We start from the raw sequence: 17,761 nt of genomic DNA, 5'->3' as shown, positions 1-17,761 counted from the left end.
CATTATTAGGAATATTATTGACTTGCGGAGTAGTTAATTTCTTTGCCAATCAAATGTCATCACAAGGCAATGTACTTCAAGATAAGTTATTTAAAAAATGGGGGGTGCTCCTACAACACTTATCTTACGTCATTCTGACAATGAGCTTGATAAATACACAAAACAAAGATATAGAGAAAAATTAGTATTATTAGTATCAAACTTTAAGAATGTCAGTGAAAGAGCAGAAAGAGCTAATCCCACTGATGCAGATCAATACTATATTTCAGCAATTAACTATCTAAGAGAAAAAACAAGAGATAGCGAAAAATATCCATTAATTCTTAAAGAAAATATGAATTATGGGTTTAGCAGAAATCTATTAGCTTTTAAAAGTACAGCAATAACAATTATCTTAATTTCACTAGCAATAAGTCTTTTAATAATAGTTGTTACATTTAAAGATAAATATGTAGATATAAACTCACTAAGCTTATTGTCTCCTCAATACTACGTTTTAGTCATCCTACACATTATATTTTTATTATTTTGGTGTTTAATGATAAATGAAACATGGGTAAAAGTTAGAGCATATGCATATGCAAAACGTCTCTTATCATCTTGTGAAGATATAACTTAAAAATTATGAACTCACCCTAAGAGTAGTCAAAAGCTACTCTTAAAGTATTGCCGATCGTCCTAATATTTTGTCTTTTTTACCCAGCTAATACTTTTAATCAGGTTGAAATAATAAATTTTTCTAAAAGTCAAAAAATGGCAATATACTGGACTTTAGGGTTAACAATTATAATGTTAATATTATGGGTGTCAGTTGTAACAGAAGATAATTTAACCAAAGCTGCTCATAAATATGTATATTCCTGTATAAACATATCACCTATTCCTGTTCGTGCTACACCACTTTAATTAAAATGGATAAAGGATGGAACTTGTTTAAAACTAAACACAAATATTGACTATTAAGTATTTTCTACACTGATTCGGATATCAATTACAAAAATTTGGACATTTGATCACTCACAACACGTCCATTGTTTAAAGCAATAATACGATCTACAGAAGAGATCGTCTCTGGACGATGAGCAATAATGATTCGAGTGATATTGAGTAACTTAATCATATCGTTGATCTCTTTTTCTTTTATAATATCTAAATGACTAGTTGCCTCATCTAGAAATAGAATCTTGGGCTTTCTATACATTGCTCTTGCCAATAATATTCTTTGTTTCTGTCCTCCAGATAAAATATTGCCCATATCTCCTACTAATGTTTGATAACCCATTGGCATCGCCATAATTTCATCGTGTACAGATGCCATTTTTGCACATTGTTCTACCCAATCTTGCTGAACGCCATCATCAAAAAAACTAATATTTTCTAAGATGGAACCCGCAAACAACACATCATCTTGGGCAACATAGGTGATAAAATTTCTGAGTTTATTGGAACCAATATTCTTTATACTTTGCCCACCAATTTTGATTTCACCATGCTCAGGAACTAAATTACCTAATAGTAAATTCATAAGTGTGGTTTTACCACAACCCGTAGGACCTACAATTGCTACAGATTGTCCTTCTGGAATATTAAAATTAATGCCATGAAGGATCCATGGTTCATCATCTGAATATCTAAATCTGAGAGATTTCACATCGATTTCTGTTTTCTGTAATTCTGATGCTTCTGGAACAAATGAATAGCTATCTTTATCTTGATCAGTCAAGACGATGTCTGCTAGACGCTCCCCATGTAGACTGAGCATCTTTACTTCTACATATTTATCAATTAAAGAGCTGACTCGACCACCAAACTGATTTTTATAGGCGATGAAAGCCATTAATATACCAACCGTAAATTCCCCTTCAATTACAAAAGTTGCACCTAACCATATAATTATAATATTTTGCAATCCAAACAATAACTTATTTATAAAACCAAACATTAGATTGAGTTTTTGAGTAGTTAAACCTGCATTAATTTGGTTTACAAATAAGCTGAGCCATGTTGCTTGTCGATAGTCCTGTTTTTCAAATTGTTTAATGGTTTTTATACCACGCATTGTTTCCATGAAATGAGTGTTTTGTTTTGCAGCATGGACGATTTGATCTTCGGTCGCTCTCCTTAATGGGTAATACCAGATCCACCGCATGACCGCATATAAGAAGATCGTAATCACAGCAATCCATGCCAGTTTGAAGCTATATATAAACATTAAAACTAATGTAAATATTGTCATTAGGCCATCAAGAATAGCTGTAATAAATGATGTTGTTAATGTTCTTTGAATCGCATCAATGGAGCCAAATCTAGAAATAATATCCCCTAGATGCCGTTTCTGAAAAAAGTTGGTTGGTAAGTTAACCAGATGGTGAAAAATGTTAGCTTTCCACTGTATATTCAATGTAGTTGCCATATGCATGACTACCCATGCTTGCAACAAGCTAATTAAACTACTCAATATGATTAATAGGCCAAAACTAATTGCCAAAGTAGTTAGCAAGTTTAGATCAGCGGAAACAATCGCATGGTCAATCACCCATTGCATAAAAAATGGACTAACTAGAGAAAATACTTCGAGGACTAAAGCTAGAATAAGAATTTGCCCTAAAGATTTCCATAAACCCCTAATTTCACCAAATAACTTAAAAATACGAATACTTGTTTTATCTTTTTTTCTTCAAAATTAGAATCAGGCCATAATTCTAAAGCGATGCCTGTAAAATGTGATGAAGCCTGATCGTAGGTGAATACTTTTTCCCCAAAAGCTGGATCAACAATAGTTACTTTTGTTGCTGATACACTCTTAAGAACTACAAAGTGGTTTAAATCCCAATGCAGAATACACGGTAGTCTTAATTGATTTAACTCCTCAAGCTCAAGCTTTAGAGGTCGGGTGGTCAGGTGCAGTTTATTGGCTATTTTAACTAAAGTTGTAAGTGTTGCCCCTTTTTGGGATATCGGGTACCTCTGTCTCAAAGTTAAAAGATCTGACTCATAACCATAATAGCCTGCAATCATTGCGAGGCAAGCTAGTCCACATTCTGATGATTCTGTTTGTAATGCTACAGGAACTTTTCGACCAAGACCTAAAGATAAACGATCAAGATAATGCATGGACTATAGTTTTCCTGTAATACTAAATAATGGTTCTAAAACCCATTCATACAATTTACGCTTTTCATGCATGATATCTCCTTCAAGGGTCATTCCCACCTGTAAAGGCATATCCTTCCCATAAGCTTTCACCATCTGTTTATCGAGTTTTGCTCTTACCAAATACACAGGTTCATTATTAAGCTGTTCTTGTGGTGAAATAATTCCAATTGTTTGTAAATCCTGACTTGCTAATGCTGTTCTCGCTACAGATAAAACCTGTGCTTTTGCATGACCAAATTTTTGATAGGGATATGCTTGATAACGTAGTAAAACCTGATCCCCCTGCTTGACAAACCCAATTGCTCGACTCGGCACATAAAGCTGTGCAATCAATGGTGTATTTTCGGGAAGAACCGTCAATAATGGCTTAGACAAGTCAACAAACTGGCCGACTTCGGCATTAATGGTACCTATAACGCCTGATGAGTTCGCCTGTATAGCAATATGTTGTCTAGATTGCATTTCGATTAATTCTTGTGTATTACTCGATAACAATCTTTGTAATTGCTCAATTTGGTTATTTTGTCTATTTTCTAATCCTGATAGGCTAATTTGCTGTTCTGTTAGCTGTTTTTCTAATGATACTTTTTCACGTTGTAATGACTCATATTGAGCCAATTGATCCAGATAATCTATTTTTCTTGCTTCAAATTCTTCATGAGAAATTGCATTTTCATGAAGTATATTGCCATACCGTTGTTGATTTTTTTTAGCTAGATTGACACGTTCCCGCTGATTAGCAATTAAATTTTCAACCTTAATCAAAGTCCCTTTAAGCAAACTAATCTGGTTATTGATTGTTCGTTTCTCATCTTGGTGAATAAAGTGGATTCGAGTGATTTCATTTCGTATGGATTGCTCTTTTAATTGCGTTTGTTTCGCTAAAGCATCAGAAATACTGCCTTGTTCACCATAACTTTCCGTTGAAATTGTAAAAAGAATATCGCCTTTTTTAACCATTTGTCCTTCGTATATATTCTTTTTAAGAATCGTACCTGACTGTGTTGTATAAACCTGTATCAGCCCTGACTGCGGAATTAATTGGCCCTGTACCGTACTACGTTTGGTATAGCTGCCCCATATTGCAAAAGCAATAATCACTAAAGCAATACATAAGGCACAGATTGTTAGAAAGGTAAAACTAAATGGACGGGATAAAATGATATTCCCCGTCCATTTAGCTTGTTTAGCATCAAGTGCTTCTTTACGAAATAAATTAGAGCTCATTTATAATATTACATTACCAGCTCAATTACATTTTCTACCGATAATTGAAAAAGTAGTTTGTTTATTTTTTCTAGTGAATACTCTTTAAAATGATCTAAGATATCTTTTACACTTGAATAGGGATTCTCAAATAAGTATTGAATTAAACTTAAACTAATACTATCGACATTAATTTTATTGCCATTAATGATCACAAAGCCTTCATCAAAGTAATACAATAAGTTTGCGTTCAAATGTAATTTTTGATTGCCATCCAATTGACTCACTTTGCCATTACCTAATACATCTAATGACAACATAGAGGGTACTGATTGCTCTGATAGGTGGTGCATCATAAAACTTTCGTAAAACTTTTTATCTTTCATAATTTCAACAACTTGATGGCCAAGACTGTCGATCATCTCTGCATCATTTTCAAAACCAGAAAAATTTTTACGGCCATCCAATATATTTGGTATTGCATTTTGTAACCACTGCATATATTCAAATCCTGTTGGGGCAAATGTTGCAACTGCCAAATGAAAGGTTTCTTCATCTAACGGTAATGGATCATGCCACCAACCACGTGGAATATAAAGAATATCACCAGCTTCTAAAATCACATCCATGTAGATTTCTTCTGGCTCTTTTATATCTGGAAAATCCTTTGTTTGTTGCATATATAAAGGAAATTCAAAGTTAGGCTTTCTTAATATCCAGCGTTTTCGACCTAACAACTGCACTGCATATACATCACGTGTATCCCAATGGCTTTTATAAGATGATTTAGAACTAAATGCAGCATAACTACCAACCAAAGTACGAGCCTCTGCAAAATTTGCAATTTGCTTACTAATTTGATCAACAAATGGTTCATTTTTAATTCGATTACGAACCAATGTTGCACCATTTCTAAGATATTCATAAAGTACAGAAGTAATACAACGGTACTCTGTTACACCCAAAAAATCATAAGATTCTACGTATTCTTTTTTGGGTACTTCATATCCATTCATTAATTTGAAGTCACGGTGTGAAATATCCCCCCGACTATAAAGTTCGTTAACATCTTTCCAAGAAAGATTCAAACCTATTGCGTTCTTAAATAAATAAGGTTTTTTATATAAATAGTTAGAAAAAAAATCTTTTTTAGCGATGTTAAAGTTGATATTCATGTGGATTCATTACATTTAATTTGAGTTAAGACTTTCTACGTTTTAGGGTATACATTATTCCACCCCATATGCACCCTCCTAACAAAGATGCTAAAATAATAAATAGTAAGGTATCTTTTGTGACATTCTCATTATTCATATAACGGATAAACCACAGTGATACAGCTAATAAGCTGCCATACACAAGTCCACCAATGATAAAGATATATTTAAATTTTTCAGACATTTTATTTCCCAATAATTGTAAAATTAATTTTTAATAAATAGAAAGCAAGATTTTAAAATCTTGCTTAAAATCAATTAATAATTCCCACCATCAGCACAATAATCATTTCCATCCTGTGAATTTCCTGTAAGCTCTACAGAAACTTCTCCTTTTGGCTCAGGCTGTGTATACAGTTCGTAGAGAGAGGCAGCCCCTCCAGCTACAGCTCCTACAGCACCTCCAGCAATTGCTCCAGAAGCTGCACCAGCTGGCCCACCAGTAATTAAACCAATACCTGCACCAATTGCTGCTCCAGCTGTGGCTCCATTCGCCATATCTGAAATTACGTCAGTAGGCCCTTGAGGAGCATCTGCTCCAGCAACCAATTCCATTTCATGTATTGAAAGTTCTCTCATAATATATTCTCAATTTTTCAATTAATTAATAATTCATATAATTGCCAGTCTAAAAGGCTAAATTTAATCACAGATTATAGTAGGGTTATTTAATCTCCTTTTTAAGCAAAATCTTATATTGTTTTAGCTTGAATCTTTAAAAATTTTTTATTAAAAGATCAAATTACCTTAAAGATTTTAACTGTTGAATTTTTCAGGAAAATACTATAACTGTGAATCATTATCAAATAAAAATTCAATTTTATTAAAAGATTATGGATTTAGATATGTTTTTTGGTTAAATAATAATCAAATAGTTGGTTTTAGAATTCTTTGTTAAATAAACTTATTTCATAAATCACTTTTTACTCAGCTCTAAATTATAAATTCCTGCAATCAAATTGAACCTTTAACCAAGTCTGAGATCTCTTATTGGAGCAGCTTAAACTCAAAGGTTTTTTACGTACAGCAGAGGTCTTACTCAAAGTAAAAGTTTTGGGGGGCTTTTAGATTTTTGCCTTGACGCAGAATTAAATGATCGGACAAATAGACGGATCAAAAGACTTTTTTCGATTGTAAAATTTCGTTATCCCACTGCACGATTAGAGCATATTCACTATGCCCCTGAACAGAAGATAAAAAAGGCTGATATTTCTCGTTATGCAAATTGTGAGTGGATTAGTGATTGCAGAGGACTAATTATCTCTGGGGGTGGCAGGCGTAGGAAAGTCATGGTTAGCCTGTGCCTTGGGTGAAGAAACTTATCATTTTAGCTACAATGCCATGTATTTTAATGCAATAAGCCTATTCGATGAGATCAGCAGCGCAATAACATTAGGTGAAATCAAAGATTTTAAGAAAAAGGTATGTTCTGCGAAATTACTTATTATTGAGGATTTTAGATTAGATGGCTTTAATCAGTCTTTAGCTCCATCCTTTTTGGAAATCATTGATAAGCAATCACAAAATGACAGCTTGCTCATCACCAGTCAAGTACCCAAAAGATTGTAGTTTGAGCAATTCCAAGATCCAACAATTGCAGATGCAATATGGATCGCATTTTACATCGTTCATACGAGTTAGAAATTTCTGATCGATCTTATCGAGAAAAAATCTATGCTCAGTAAGGGTAACATTTGTTAAGTTAAGGGAGTACTGGTCTATACCATTCTCCCTTTTATTTTAACTCAAGTGGTATAGCACGAGCAGGAATGACTGGTATGGTAGGAACAAGAATGGGTGGTCGTTTTATTCAGTATTTTGCAAATAAATATGCTAAAACATTATTAAATACCATATATAAGCTTTAAATAACTTCTAACTTATAAGCATGGGTTGCTGTATGAAAAGAAACGTGTAGCCCATTAGGAAATGGTTTTCTTCCTACAATTACCATAATAAATCCTTCAAGATCATGAATACTTTCAGTTACTAATTTTTTCATAGAGTATTCATCGGCGGCAGAAGGATAGGGTATATCTTGTGGATGAGTATGCCAATCGCCTACAAAGTGAAGACCTATTTTATATTTCTCTGCTATTTCAATTTTTTCTGACACTAAATCTGGTTCGTAACCAAATCTGCTTCTCCAATCTTTATGCCGCGGACCTGTGACTTGCGTTACGTTTGCAGTATTCTTACCCTCATAAGAGGCGAATAGCTGTCCTCCTGCTTCCTTAGAAAAACAAGAACGTTGTTTATTATTTTCAAAGTGTTCTAAGGCTTCTGATGAAAATTCAAGAAACCCTAAGTCATTAGGTAATTTATAAATAAGTTTGGAATATTTCATTTTTTGCCACATTGACTACAGATGCCGCATTTTAAAAGTTCAGATTTTTCATATTCAAAAGCTCCCTTAAATCCATTAGGCCTATACTTTAGGTGTTCTGTACTCCACTTTCCATTAGCCTCTTCAATTTTTGAAGTAGGTCCCGCGTAAACTTTGTGAGTTGACTTGTAAATTTTATGGGTTAAGAATTCTATTACTAATTGAGTAACTAATGCTTCAGCATGACAGACATCTACAGGACCATAAGGTTGAAAAGTTGTGCCACATGCCGGTTCTGTTTGGATTGATCTGTTGCTTGACCATTCAGTTTCAGGTGCTCTGAGAGTGCCGTTATCATTGATAATACATTTTAAGGAAATACTTTTATCAACAATAGCTACAGCATGTGAAGCAGTACCATTTTCATCTAACCAACCGTAAATGATTGGTTGAGCTTTGGGTAAACTATCTTGCCAATCAGATAATTGTCCTTCCGCAGCCCATTCACCCATACAAGATATAATTAAGTTATTGTCACTGAATACTTCAGGATTCTCATTAAATACTTGCTGCCATGTCCTTGGATAATGTTTTACCTTTAGAATATGAGGATACTTTCTCTGTATTTCTAATTTTAATTTATAAGCCTTATAACTATTTATTGAATCGATACCTAGAGCATGTCTTCCAACATTAGCTGGCACTAAAAGGTCATGATCTATAAGAGTTAGTTCTCCTACCCCTGATTGAGCTAATCGCATAGCAACCTGAGAACCTAATGAGCCACATCCTAAAATTAATACTTTAGATTCTTTTAGATATTTTAGACCAGTATTTTGATCTCTACCATGCACCCATTGAGAATCTAACCGTTGAATATCTTTTCTAGTAATGCACCCTCTTCTTTTTCTCAAGAATAAATTGATTTTATCTCTATAAACTTTATTTCTTCTAAAACCATTGATGCTTTGCGCATTTAGTTCGACTGCGACTAGACCAATACCAGAGTTTTCAGTTTTTGCTCCTAATACAATTAATGTGCTTTGGTGGAAAGGTATTTTTGCAAGAAGTGATGTAATACCGTTTGAATTTTTATTCAAAGTTTTTATTAAGCTTCTAGGATTATTAGGAAAAGGTGGAATAGGTGGAATACTTAATAAACCAAATACTCCTGTTGTAATCATAGAAGGGTTAAAAGTACAATCAAGATTTTTTAACCATGTTTCTAATTGTTCAATATTTTCACCAACTAATTTTATTTTTTCATTATTCCAAATATAAATTAAGCGTGATGCAATATTATTTGTATCTAATAATGATCTAACTGGAATAGATTTATTGGATTGACTCCAATAGGATATAAATTCATTTTGAAATTCATCTTCCCTATATTTATTATCTTTTTGACAACTCTCAATTAATTCAATTGCATGTAATAGTAGTTCATTAACTTGAGCTTCAATATCTTCAGTATCTACAATAGGTAAACATAAGTTGACAAAAATAACTAATGATGCGAAAAGGTTTTTTTAGTTAACAGATGTTCACACATGCCTAGAATTGTTTCTGTACCACTTAGTTTAGAACAGCGAGAACGACTCATTTTTCTGGTCAAGCATGCAAAACATTGGCGTGAAAGGCAACGTGCCCAAACTATTCTCTGGCTTTCCGAAGGTAAAAGTGTTGCGGAAGTTGCCACTCTACAAGAACGTATCCCAGAAACCATAAGGCTACAACGCCGACGTTGGGAATTGTATGAGTTTGAATCGATTAAAGAAGGTCATCGCTCAGGTCGACCCAATACATTGATCTCAGACTATCAGGCGAAAATCCTAGATTGGGTCAATACAAGTCCACTCAATGCAGAACAAATCCGAGTCAAACTACATGAAGAATACGAAGTGTCCGTGTCTGTTGAAACCATTCGTAAGTTTTTACGTGATTCAGGTATGGTCTTCAAGCGTACCCGTCATAGCTTGAAAAAAAAGAGATCCGATTGCATTTGAACAAGCAACACAGCAGATTGAAGAATTACGAGAGCAAGCGGCACGTGGTGAAATTATATTAGGTTATGTTGATGAAACAGGATTTTCATCTACACCTGATAACCGCTATGCGTGGACAAAGATAGGTGATGTTCATGCGGTTGATGCAATAAGATTAAAACGAGTTAATGTCATGGGGTGTTTGCTTTCAACGGGGAAACTGGTGACTAGTTGTTTACAAGAGTCAGTGACAAGCACTTGGTTTTATGCCTATTTAACTGGAATAGCTCAACAAGTAAAACAGACGTATAACCTTCCATTGGTTCTTATTGTTGATAATGCCTCGATTCATAGAAGTAAAAAGATGGCTGATTACAGAGAGCTACTTAAAACTAACTTTTCGACGAATCTGTATTTTATTCCAGCTTATAGCCCTGAGTTAAATCGAATCGAGATGGTATGGAAGCAGATGAAATATTATTGGCGAGATTTTCAAGTCATGACAGCTGACAAAATAGAGCAATGGGTGGAGAAAGTATCAAACCAATTCGGAAAAGAATACATGTTTACTTTTTAATGACAACTTAATAGCCCATGAGGTTCAAAATGAGGCCATTGTAAGAATTTATCACCAGTTTTGTAGGCAATTCTAATAGGTGAATATGGAAAATGTGAATCTACTAATATATGAAATTTAAAATTTTCATTATTATAATTTAATTCAATATGCCAACCACATATAAAATTTTTATTGGTATACGCTGTCAGATTTTTTAATGCCAATGTCTTAACGACATCAGCATTATTATTTAACCATTGCCATAATACAGTTTTAGACGTATCAAATTTACTTCCTGAGCTGAATAGAAGATCAGGCATATCTTCTTCCACCAACTTTTTCAGTTTGTCTTAGCGTTTTATCCTCTCCTAACAAGCTTCTCTTTTTCTTTTTAGGGCTTAACTGAGGACCTTCAGACGTAATTTCTAATGTAAGCACATCATCTGTGCATTCTTTGGCTGTACATAAGAACGTACCATCAACATCTTTTAAGATACTTTCGTACTCTTCTTTAGCTCGAATACATGGTGGATCATTATCATCATCTAAAATTTCTTTACTACTAGCAATAATAAAAGCGTTCTTGGTCGCTTGTGCTAAAGCTAAACGTGCATCAGGATCTACCACAGCTTCACGCTTTTTCTTACTCCAGCTATCATAAGATAGAGAATGCCATGAGCAATGATGAGGTGAGAGCATAATATTGTACTGTAATCGCTCTCTTTTCAAAGAATTACGTTGCCAAACACGTTCCCAGTTTTCAACTTCAGCATCTCCACCAACTAACAACAGACCAGCTTTTTCATTAGATTCAGATTTGATACTAAAGCGAATAATAGTACTTGAATTATTTTTTCCAGTCAGACACTTTGCTTCCTCTTCATCAACTACTAGAGGTGCAATTAACCATGCTCTAAATGTGCCATCTACAGCCCCACAAATTTTTGTAATTTCGTCATCAGTTTTGACCAGAATTTCAGTAAGCTCATCAGTTTTACCATTTCTATCTTCACCTAAAACTTGGATGCGATCACCATCTTTTATAGAAGACTTATCAGTGGTTGCTTTGAACAAATTAACTCTGCGACGTGCTTCTTTCCACCATGCATTTGCATCATCACATAATCCATTTTCGCTTACGTCTTTTTTTCGGCGAAATATAACAGGAGAGGACCACATTTCACGGATAATAATTTTTTCACTATTATCATTTTTCCAGTCTTCAGGTTTTCCTAAATGGAAATGCTCTTCTAATCCGCGACAATGGTCTTGATCTGGATGTGTAAGTAAAAAAGCATCAACATAGAGACGGCCTTCAGAATCACGCTGAAGTTTATCTTTCAATAAAGATGCAACATCAATGACTTCCTCTTGCTTTTCATCATCGGCAGACTTACGGATATTTACATCTATAAGAATATTTCGCCCACTATCAAGAGTTAGTAAAGCCATGTCCCCATTATCAACAGGAAAAAAATCTATTTTAGCTGTCATAAATTCCATCTTTTAATAAGTAAAAATTAGTATGCTTCACAAGTTATGTAATTTATTCTTGCTTGAGAAAAATTATGGAGGCTTATTTATATTTTTCAATTATTTTATTAGATAAATTGACTTAAATTTAAACTAAATAGACTCTACTACTCAATTACGCAGTAATGTAGCAGAGGGATGATTTTTGTACGTTCAAATGACCATACTAGACTATCTTATATTGTGAATGATTAACATCGATGAAAATTATCTTACGATGTTGCGCATCCACGCTAGATATTATGATTTTATTAAAAATGAAAAGTAAGCATCCGGCTAACACAGCCTTACCAAGCGATCCTATAAGCCTTAATTTAGTTCCCACCTAAAAACAAGTGGGGACTTAATCCATGAACATGGATATATATTCAGCAACACCTCCTGTTGCTAAAAAACGCCGAAAATACAGCAAAGAATTCAAACTCAGTATTGTCAATGCCTGCAAAAATCCTGATACCTCGATCGCTTCGGTCGCACTGCAACATAGTATTAATGCCAACCTTGTCAGTCGTTGGATCAGGATCTTCAGCCATCATGATGGTGCCGTGCAGGATCCTACTCATGTGAATCCAGCATTTATTGCTTTGCCTTACACTGCTGCAATCAGCCAACCTATTGATGAGAGGATCACGTTGTGTATCACCGTGCCTCATACGAATAATGATATTCAGCTAAAATGGCAGACATCAGAAATACCTGCCTTGGCAGAATTACTCAAGACACTGGCAACATGATCCGTATCAATGAAATTTGGCTCTCTACCCAGCCCATGGATATGCGAGCAGGAATGGATACTGTCATGGCTCAGGTGGTGAGAGCCTTTGGCTACATCAAACCGCATTGTGCTTACCTGTTCTGTAATAAACGTGGCCATCGCATGAAAGTGTTGGTACATGATGGACTGGGCATCTGGCTGTGTGCCCGGCGGCTGGAACAGGGCAAATTTCACTGGGCTCAAGTTCACCAAGGTGAAACCGTGGCCCTCAGCCCGGAACAGTTACAGGCACTGATCCAAGGTTTGCCCTGGCAGCGCATTGGACGACAGCAGGTGGTGACGATGCTTTAAACCAGGCTGTTCCATTCTGCTATTCTCCAAACGTTCTATTTCATTCTCTTCATGACCTCAGGCATACTGCGGTCATGAATACGCTGCCTGACTTAAGCCAACTGACCCATGAACAACTGCTGGAATTCACCAGACAGTTGGCGATGCAGCATCAGTCTCTAGCACAATCAAACCAGCAATTAGATGCCAGAGTTCAACATCTTGAAGTCACCAATCAGCAATTAGATTCTAAAGTTCAACATCTTTCTATTCTCAATCAAAAATACGAGCATGAACTCGCACTATTTAAACAGCACAAATTCGGCAGTAAAAACGAACATCTCACTGCAAAACAAATCCACCTGTGGGATGAAGCGGTTGAAGAAGATATTGCCGCGGTTGATCTGGAACTGGAACGGCTAAATGCAGATAAAACCAATGCAGCGACACAGAAAGCCAAAACCAATAAACCTAAACGTCGACCACTGCCAGATCATCTACACACCATCCGTATTGAGCATGAACCTGCATCAACCCAATGTGCTTGTGGCTGCCAACTCCGTCGTATCGGCGAAGATATCAGTGAAAAACTGCATTTCAGACCGGCACAGTTCTATAAGGAACAGCATGTGCGTGGTAAATGGGTCTGTGATCAGTGTGACACTCTGACTCAGCAAGCGATGCCCGCCTATGTGATTGATAAAGGCATTGCTTCACCTGAATTGCTCAGCCATGTGCTGGTATCGAAGTATGCCGATCATTTGCCGCTGTACCGTCAACGTCTGATCTATCAGCGGGCGGGAATCGAACTTTCTAGATCAACTTTATCTGACTGGATAGGTCGCTGCGGTGTAGAACTGGAACCTCTGGCCAATGCCTTAAAAGAGGTGGTGCTGCAACAGCGGGTGCTGCATGCAGATGAAACACCGGTCACCATCATGCGGATGGGTGAGAATAATAAAAAACCGAAGAAAGGTTATGTCTGGGCCTATGCCACCACACAGTACAATCCAGTTCAGGCGGTGATCTATGACTTTCAGGATAGTCGTTCAGGCCAGCATGCTGCAGAGTTCTTGAAAGGCTGGCAGGGTTATCTAGTCTGTGATGATTACAGTGGTTATAAAGCACGCTTTAAATCAGGCCAGGTCATTGAGGTGGGCTGCATGGCCCATGCACGTCGTAAATTCCATGAACTGCATGTAACTGGGAAAAGTCAGGTCGCTGAACAGGCATTAGTGCTGATTCAGAAACTGTATGCGATAGAAGCAGAACTCAGGAAAAAGACCGATGGTACAGCGGAAGACCGCCGCGAATACCGACAACAGCATAGTCAACCAGTGATGCAACAACTATATGAATGGCTCAACCAACATCATCTGACAGTGCCATCGAGTTCTCCCACCGCCAAGGCCATCAATTACACTCTGAAGCGTTGGCCAGCTTTAAGCCGCTATCTGGATGATGGCAATCTACCGATATGCAACAATTGGGTCGAGAATCAGATGCGTCCCTGGGCGTTGGGGCGCAAGAACTGGCTGTTTGCAGGTTCGCTGCGCAGTGGACAGCGAGCGGCAAATATCATGACTTTAATCCAGTCAGCAAAGCTGAATGGGTTGGATCCGTATGCCTATTTAAGTGATGTGCTGAAAAGGTTACCGACACACAAAGTGACCCAAATTGAAGAATTGCTGCCGCACTGCTGGAAACCTAAATCGAATTAAAAAATAGGTATGGGATTCAGCGGACGCTTACAATGAAAACACATATCTTGTGTTACAGATGCATCCAAGAAAGAACATCATTTATCTTTTAGCATAATCAATACTTCAATTTATATAACTTGAATGACCAGAAAAAATTTAATTTTTCATAAAATCTAGTAAGTTGTTGCTCTGTTTAAAGCCTTGTAATTCTCTATGAGGCAGTAAGTTACGATACGAAACCTCGACTATTTGAGCTTTTTGTGCTTGGTATTTCTCATTAAGTTCAGATAATTTACTTCTGTAGACTTATGAATAAGTTTTTAAAGCGATTTTTCCATTCATCGGGTGTTGCGTATAAATGTTTTATCGCAATCATTTTATGAATGAAACTATCACAGTAGAGTACCCATTTTTTTATTCCTTTTGCACTTTCTAGCTCAATGCAGATTTTTTTGATTTGTTCACTTGTTAACTTGTGTTGAGTAAAAATAAGAAAAGCACAAAATGCTTCATGATTCTTATTTTTATGAATATCAATAAGATAGGTGAAGATATTCTGATCTTTTAAATCAAGTTGTAAGAACAATAATCTTCTGCCTTTTTCATAATCAATCCATGAGGGATGTTTGGGTTCAGGTACAAGTTTTTTGATTTGAAGCAAGTTAATACTCGTTATCATTTCACCATGTTCATTAATTGCAGAAAGGTGTTCTAGAGGGGAATCCATTTCTGAAGCAATTTCTTGAAGAGATTGGATAATATATTGAATGTCAAAACGTTCATCTCTTTTAGGCGGTGTATTTGTTGTTTCAGATTTTTTAATATTAGTATTTTGACTTCCATATGGTTCATCAGATGATGTTTCGACATCTTTTGATTTATCAGAATATGGGTGATTGGGTGTGCCAACTTCAATTGGATCATTGATTGGTTCATTAAAAGAATACTTCAAAATATCTTGTGTACTTCCAGTTTCCACATCAGAACGCTTACGGTATTCACCGCTTGTTCTTGATGGTGGTTTTTGTGTATTGACATGCTCATTTTTATTTTGACTTTTTTCACGAGGACGAGAATTTTTATCATCAGGCTTTGAAACAGTATGGGTCAGGTCTTTGTTGACATCAATCATGTGATCGTTAATAGGATCAAACTTTTTTACTCTAGTGATAAAAAAACGTGTCTTATTATCATCTAGCCAAATTCCTTCAGCTTCAAGAAAAAGCTTTGTAGGGTGTGGCGGAAATACAATTGGATATCGTGTGCCTGAGCCATGTTGAAGATGATTAAACTCAGTAATCTCCATACTTTTTTGAATTTTATCGACTATCGTCTGAACATGTGGATTTAAGGCTAGATTGGCAAGAAAAATAATTGCAGTCTCGCCAATATCTTCATATGGCTTTCTGATTTTTATTTTATATTCAACATTATCATTCTCAATTTCTGTTGTATAAGATTCTAAAAAGCGATTAATAATGGATTGGCTTGAAGTTCCTAGTAAGAGTCCCCTAATATCCTTCCGATTGACGAATAAGCTATGCAAAACCTGAATTGATGAAGTGATGACTTGAGTTCCATCATTAGAATGTATTAAGCAGTGATTCACTTTCCGATATGAATCATTGGTGTATTTAGTGAATGGATAGCCTTTTAGAACATAATCAACTTTATTGGGGAGAAAATAGTGTTTTAATGGAATATAGTATTCTGAACTATTGGGGATTCTGTCTGTAAGTTTTATATTCTTAGGCTTATTATTGGTGAAGTCGAAAGAAAATCGTTTTGTGACAAGCTTTCCTGAAAATCTATAAGTTTGATTGGTCAGAACATTTCCATCCCAAATGCTACCATGTTGAACAGCATCAAGATCAAGTACTGGAACAAGGAATGTTGAGCACTTATCTAAAAATAACCATTGATCACTTTTTCTAATCTCAATTAATAACACTTCAACAAAAGGATTGGTTGAGTCGTTATCTTCGTTTCGAACAAGTCCACCATATCGATAAACCACTCGACTAATATTATCGTTTGGGAAGCAATCAATAGTCGTTATTTTGTCATTATTAACAAGCATATATTTTTAAAAAAAGGAAAAAATAAAGCATATAGATAATATACTTTTCACTCTTGCTCTAGTTTATTTGTGTAAACTCTGATTTATTTGTGGAACTGACAGCCGCCACCAACCAATGCTACCGCAGAAGCAGTATGGTGTGGTGCTCGAAACGGGCGTTGCCCAAAAGGGTGATTGGCATTCGCCACCGAATAAATACTGGCTACTTCCAGATTTTCCTGCGTCTTTAAGGGCGGCAAAATACTGGCCAATCGAGAAGCCAGCAAGGTCTTGCCTGTTCCAGGTGGGCCTCGAAACAGCAGGGAATGACCACCTGCCGCGGCAATTTCTAAAGCACGCCGTGGTCGCAATTGTCCTTTTACATCCGCCAGATCAAACTTATAAAAATGGTCTTTAGCGAGTGGGCGGGCTTCTACTTGAGGCAAACGCTGCGCCTGGGAAAGATGTTCACACACTTCTTTTAAATGATGGGCTGCAAAGACTTTAAAGTCTGGGAGCTGACAGGCTTCCTGTGCATTTGGGCCAGGCAAAATCAGTTGATGCTGGTCACTTTGACAGGCAATGGCAATACTCAAGGTGCCGCTGACAGGACGTAATTGACCATCGAGAGCCAATTCTCCAATAAATTCAAGATGCTCGGTGCAATCTTCAGGCAGCTGGCCTGAAGCCACTAAAATGCCTAATGCAATCGGTAAATCCAGACGTGAGCCATCTTTTGGCAGATCTGCTGGTGCCAGATTAATGGTCAGACGTTTGGTCGGAAATTGAAAGCCGCTATTCAAAATGGCAGAGCGTACCCGATCTTTACTTTCGCGTACCGCCGCTTCGGGAAGCCCTACTATAGTGAGCGAAGGCATGCCCGAACTCACATGAACTTCGACTTCAATTAAAGGCGCATGTAGGCCCAGCAAGCCTCGCGTATAAATTTTGGCAAAAGACATTATTATTGTT

16 protein-coding genes and 3 pseudogenes are annotated in these 17,761 nt (G+C 36.3%); 8 read left to right on the top strand and 11 right to left on the bottom strand.

The window, feature by feature from the left end; all coding sequences use genetic code 11:
- Positions 1–97 precede the first annotated feature (97 nt).
- The gene (locus HGD77_RS14325; protein ID WP_228761442.1) at positions 98–619 is read left to right on the top strand and encodes a hypothetical protein; all 522 of its coding nucleotides are present in this window, start codon (positions 98–100) and stop codon (positions 617–619) included.
- A gap of 372 nt (positions 620–991) precedes the next feature.
- Here HGD77_RS14325 and HGD77_RS14320 read toward each other — a convergent pair.
- From HGD77_RS14320 to HGD77_RS14300, 5 genes and pseudogenes are all read right to left on the bottom strand, one after another.
- Positions 992–3,114, bottom strand: a pseudogene (locus HGD77_RS14320) (peptidase domain-containing ABC transporter).
- Between the two features lie 3 nt (positions 3,115–3,117).
- A complete protein-coding gene (locus HGD77_RS14315) occupies positions 3,118–4,383 on the bottom strand; it encodes an HlyD family secretion protein (protein ID WP_168730914.1) in 1,266 nt (421 codons plus the stop codon).
- A gap of 8 nt (positions 4,384–4,391) precedes the next feature.
- Entirely contained in the window at positions 4,392–5,537 is a 1,146-nt protein-coding gene (locus tag HGD77_RS14310; RefSeq protein WP_168730913.1) for a JmjC domain-containing protein, read from the bottom strand.
- A 25-nt stretch (positions 5,538–5,562) separates the two neighbouring features.
- A complete protein-coding gene (locus HGD77_RS14305) occupies positions 5,563–5,763 on the bottom strand; it encodes an ABC-2 transporter permease (RefSeq protein ID WP_168730912.1) in 201 nt (66 codons plus the stop codon).
- A 74-nt stretch (positions 5,764–5,837) separates the two neighbouring features.
- Positions 5,838–6,158 (bottom strand): hypothetical protein, encoded by a 321-nt coding sequence (locus tag HGD77_RS14300; protein ID WP_168730911.1) that lies wholly within the window; start codon positions 6,156–6,158, stop codon positions 5,838–5,840.
- 509 nt (positions 6,159–6,667) lie between these two features.
- Between HGD77_RS14300 and HGD77_RS17060 the strand changes: the two are divergent.
- Positions 6,668–6,892: pseudogene (locus HGD77_RS17060) on the top strand (hypothetical protein); the annotation flags it as partial.
- Positions 6,849–7,148 (top strand): ATP-binding protein, encoded by a 300-nt coding sequence (locus HGD77_RS17055; protein WP_228761441.1) that lies wholly within the window; start codon positions 6,849–6,851, stop codon positions 7,146–7,148. The pseudogene HGD77_RS17060 and the gene HGD77_RS17055, both read left to right, overlap by 44 nt.
- Positions 7,149–7,443: 295 nt before the next feature.
- On the opposite strand, the gene HGD77_RS14290 is transcribed toward HGD77_RS17055, so the two are convergent.
- The gene (locus HGD77_RS14290; RefSeq protein ID WP_168730910.1) at positions 7,444–7,926 is read right to left on the bottom strand and encodes a Mov34/MPN/PAD-1 family protein; all 483 of its coding nucleotides are present in this window, start codon (positions 7,924–7,926) and stop codon (positions 7,444–7,446) included.
- Positions 7,923–9,089, bottom strand: a complete 1,167-nt coding sequence (locus HGD77_RS14285) for a ThiF family adenylyltransferase (RefSeq protein WP_228761440.1) — start codon at positions 9,087–9,089, stop codon at positions 7,923–7,925. Before HGD77_RS14285 ends, HGD77_RS14290 begins: the two co-directional genes overlap by 4 nt.
- A gap of 366 nt (positions 9,090–9,455) precedes the next feature.
- Between HGD77_RS14285 and HGD77_RS14280 the strand changes: the two genes are divergently transcribed.
- Together HGD77_RS14280 and HGD77_RS14275 are read left to right on the top strand one after the other, a co-directional pair.
- Positions 9,456–9,911, top strand: coding sequence for a helix-turn-helix domain-containing protein (locus tag HGD77_RS14280; protein WP_004647755.1), 456 nt, complete (start codon positions 9,456–9,458; stop codon positions 9,909–9,911).
- Positions 9,901–10,467, top strand: a complete 567-nt coding sequence (locus HGD77_RS14275) for an IS630 family transposase (RefSeq protein WP_108675453.1) — start codon at positions 9,901–9,903, stop codon at positions 10,465–10,467. Before HGD77_RS14280 ends, HGD77_RS14275 begins: the two co-directional genes overlap by 11 nt.
- On the opposite strand, the gene HGD77_RS14270 is transcribed toward HGD77_RS14275, so the two are convergent.
- Positions 10,464–10,769, bottom strand: a complete 306-nt coding sequence (locus tag HGD77_RS14270) for an E2/UBC family protein (protein WP_216077183.1) — start codon at positions 10,767–10,769, stop codon at positions 10,464–10,466. The two genes, HGD77_RS14275 and HGD77_RS14270, sit on opposite strands and share 4 nt — an antisense overlap.
- Positions 10,762–11,943 carry a metallohydrolase gene (locus tag HGD77_RS14265; protein WP_168730909.1) on the bottom strand — a complete coding sequence of 394 codons (1,182 nt, stop codon included), beginning with the start codon at positions 11,941–11,943 and terminating at the stop codon, positions 10,762–10,764. Before HGD77_RS14265 ends, HGD77_RS14270 begins: the two co-directional genes overlap by 8 nt.
- 389 nt (positions 11,944–12,332) lie before the next feature.
- On the opposite strand from HGD77_RS14265, the gene HGD77_RS14260 reads away from it, so the two are divergent.
- The 3 genes from HGD77_RS14260 to tnpC all read left to right on the top strand — a co-directional run bounded on the left by HGD77_RS14260 (position 12,333) and on the right by tnpC (position 14,748).
- Positions 12,333–12,716 carry a transposase gene (locus HGD77_RS14260; protein WP_168730908.1) on the top strand — a complete coding sequence of 128 codons (384 nt, stop codon included), beginning with the start codon at positions 12,333–12,335 and terminating at the stop codon, positions 12,714–12,716.
- Positions 12,713–13,048 (top strand): IS66 family insertion sequence element accessory protein TnpB, encoded by a 336-nt coding sequence (gene tnpB, locus HGD77_RS14255; RefSeq protein ID WP_035270816.1) that lies wholly within the window; start codon positions 12,713–12,715, stop codon positions 13,046–13,048. The genes HGD77_RS14260 and tnpB overlap by 4 nt, the downstream gene beginning before the upstream one ends.
- A 74-nt stretch (positions 13,049–13,122) precedes the next feature.
- Positions 13,123–14,748: an IS66 family transposase gene (gene tnpC, locus HGD77_RS14250; protein ID WP_168730907.1), complete on the top strand. Its 1,626-nt coding sequence runs from the start codon at positions 13,123–13,125 to the stop codon at positions 14,746–14,748.
- 274 nt (positions 14,749–15,022) lie between these two features.
- On the opposite strand, the gene HGD77_RS14245 is transcribed toward tnpC, so the two are convergent.
- Together HGD77_RS14245 and HGD77_RS14240 are read right to left on the bottom strand one after the other, a co-directional pair.
- Complete coding sequence (locus tag HGD77_RS14245) at positions 15,023–16,810, bottom strand: hypothetical protein (protein ID WP_168730906.1); 1,788 nt, start codon at positions 16,808–16,810, stop codon at positions 15,023–15,025.
- A 101-nt stretch (positions 16,811–16,911) separates the two neighbouring features.
- Positions 16,912–17,751: pseudogene (locus HGD77_RS14240) on the bottom strand (YifB family Mg chelatase-like AAA ATPase); the annotation flags it as partial.
- Between the last annotated feature and the right edge of the window lie 10 nt (positions 17,752–17,761).

Origin of the sequence: Acinetobacter sp. NEB149 (assembly GCF_012516415.1) — a bacterium.
Classification (GTDB): Bacteria; Pseudomonadota; Gammaproteobacteria; order Pseudomonadales; family Moraxellaceae; genus Acinetobacter; species Acinetobacter lwoffii_V.
Note: the sequence above shows the minus strand (reverse complement) of the source record. Positions and strands in the feature narration are given on the sequence as shown.

Excerpts from the sequence above, each read along its gene's own strand:
- HGD77_RS14325 (WP_228761442.1), top strand. The coding sequence starts at position 98 with ATGGGGGGTGCTCCTACAACACTTATCTTACGTCATTCTGACAATGAG.
- HGD77_RS14315 (WP_168730914.1), bottom strand. The coding sequence starts at position 4,383 with ATGAGCTCTAATTTATTTCGTAAAGAAGCACTTGATGCTAAACAAGCT.
- HGD77_RS14310 (WP_168730913.1), bottom strand. The coding sequence starts at position 5,537 with ATGAATATCAACTTTAACATCGCTAAAAAAGATTTTTTTTCTAACTAT.
- HGD77_RS14305 (WP_168730912.1), bottom strand. The coding sequence starts at position 5,763 with ATGTCTGAAAAATTTAAATATATCTTTATCATTGGTGGACTTGTGTAT.
- HGD77_RS14300 (WP_168730911.1), bottom strand. The coding sequence starts at position 6,158 with ATGAGAGAACTTTCAATACATGAAATGGAATTGGTTGCTGGAGCAGAT.
- HGD77_RS14290 (WP_168730910.1), bottom strand. The coding sequence starts at position 7,926 with ATGAAATATTCCAAACTTATTTATAAATTACCTAATGACTTAGGGTTT.
- HGD77_RS14285 (WP_228761440.1), bottom strand. The coding sequence starts at position 9,089 with ATGATTACAACAGGAGTATTTGGTTTATTAAGTATTCCACCTATTCCA.
- HGD77_RS14280 (WP_004647755.1), top strand. The coding sequence starts at position 9,456 with ATGCCTAGAATTGTTTCTGTACCACTTAGTTTAGAACAGCGAGAACGA.
- HGD77_RS14270 (WP_216077183.1), bottom strand. The coding sequence starts at position 10,769 with ATGCCTGATCTTCTATTCAGCTCAGGAAGTAAATTTGATACGTCTAAA.
- HGD77_RS14265 (WP_168730909.1), bottom strand. The coding sequence starts at position 11,943 with ATGACAGCTAAAATAGATTTTTTTCCTGTTGATAATGGGGACATGGCT.
- HGD77_RS14260 (WP_168730908.1), top strand. The coding sequence starts at position 12,333 with ATGAACATGGATATATATTCAGCAACACCTCCTGTTGCTAAAAAACGC.
- tnpB (WP_035270816.1), top strand. The coding sequence starts at position 12,713 with ATGATCCGTATCAATGAAATTTGGCTCTCTACCCAGCCCATGGATATG.
- tnpC (WP_168730907.1), top strand. The coding sequence starts at position 13,123 with ATGAATACGCTGCCTGACTTAAGCCAACTGACCCATGAACAACTGCTG.
- HGD77_RS14245 (WP_168730906.1), bottom strand. The coding sequence starts at position 16,810 with ATGCTTGTTAATAATGACAAAATAACGACTATTGATTGCTTCCCAAAC.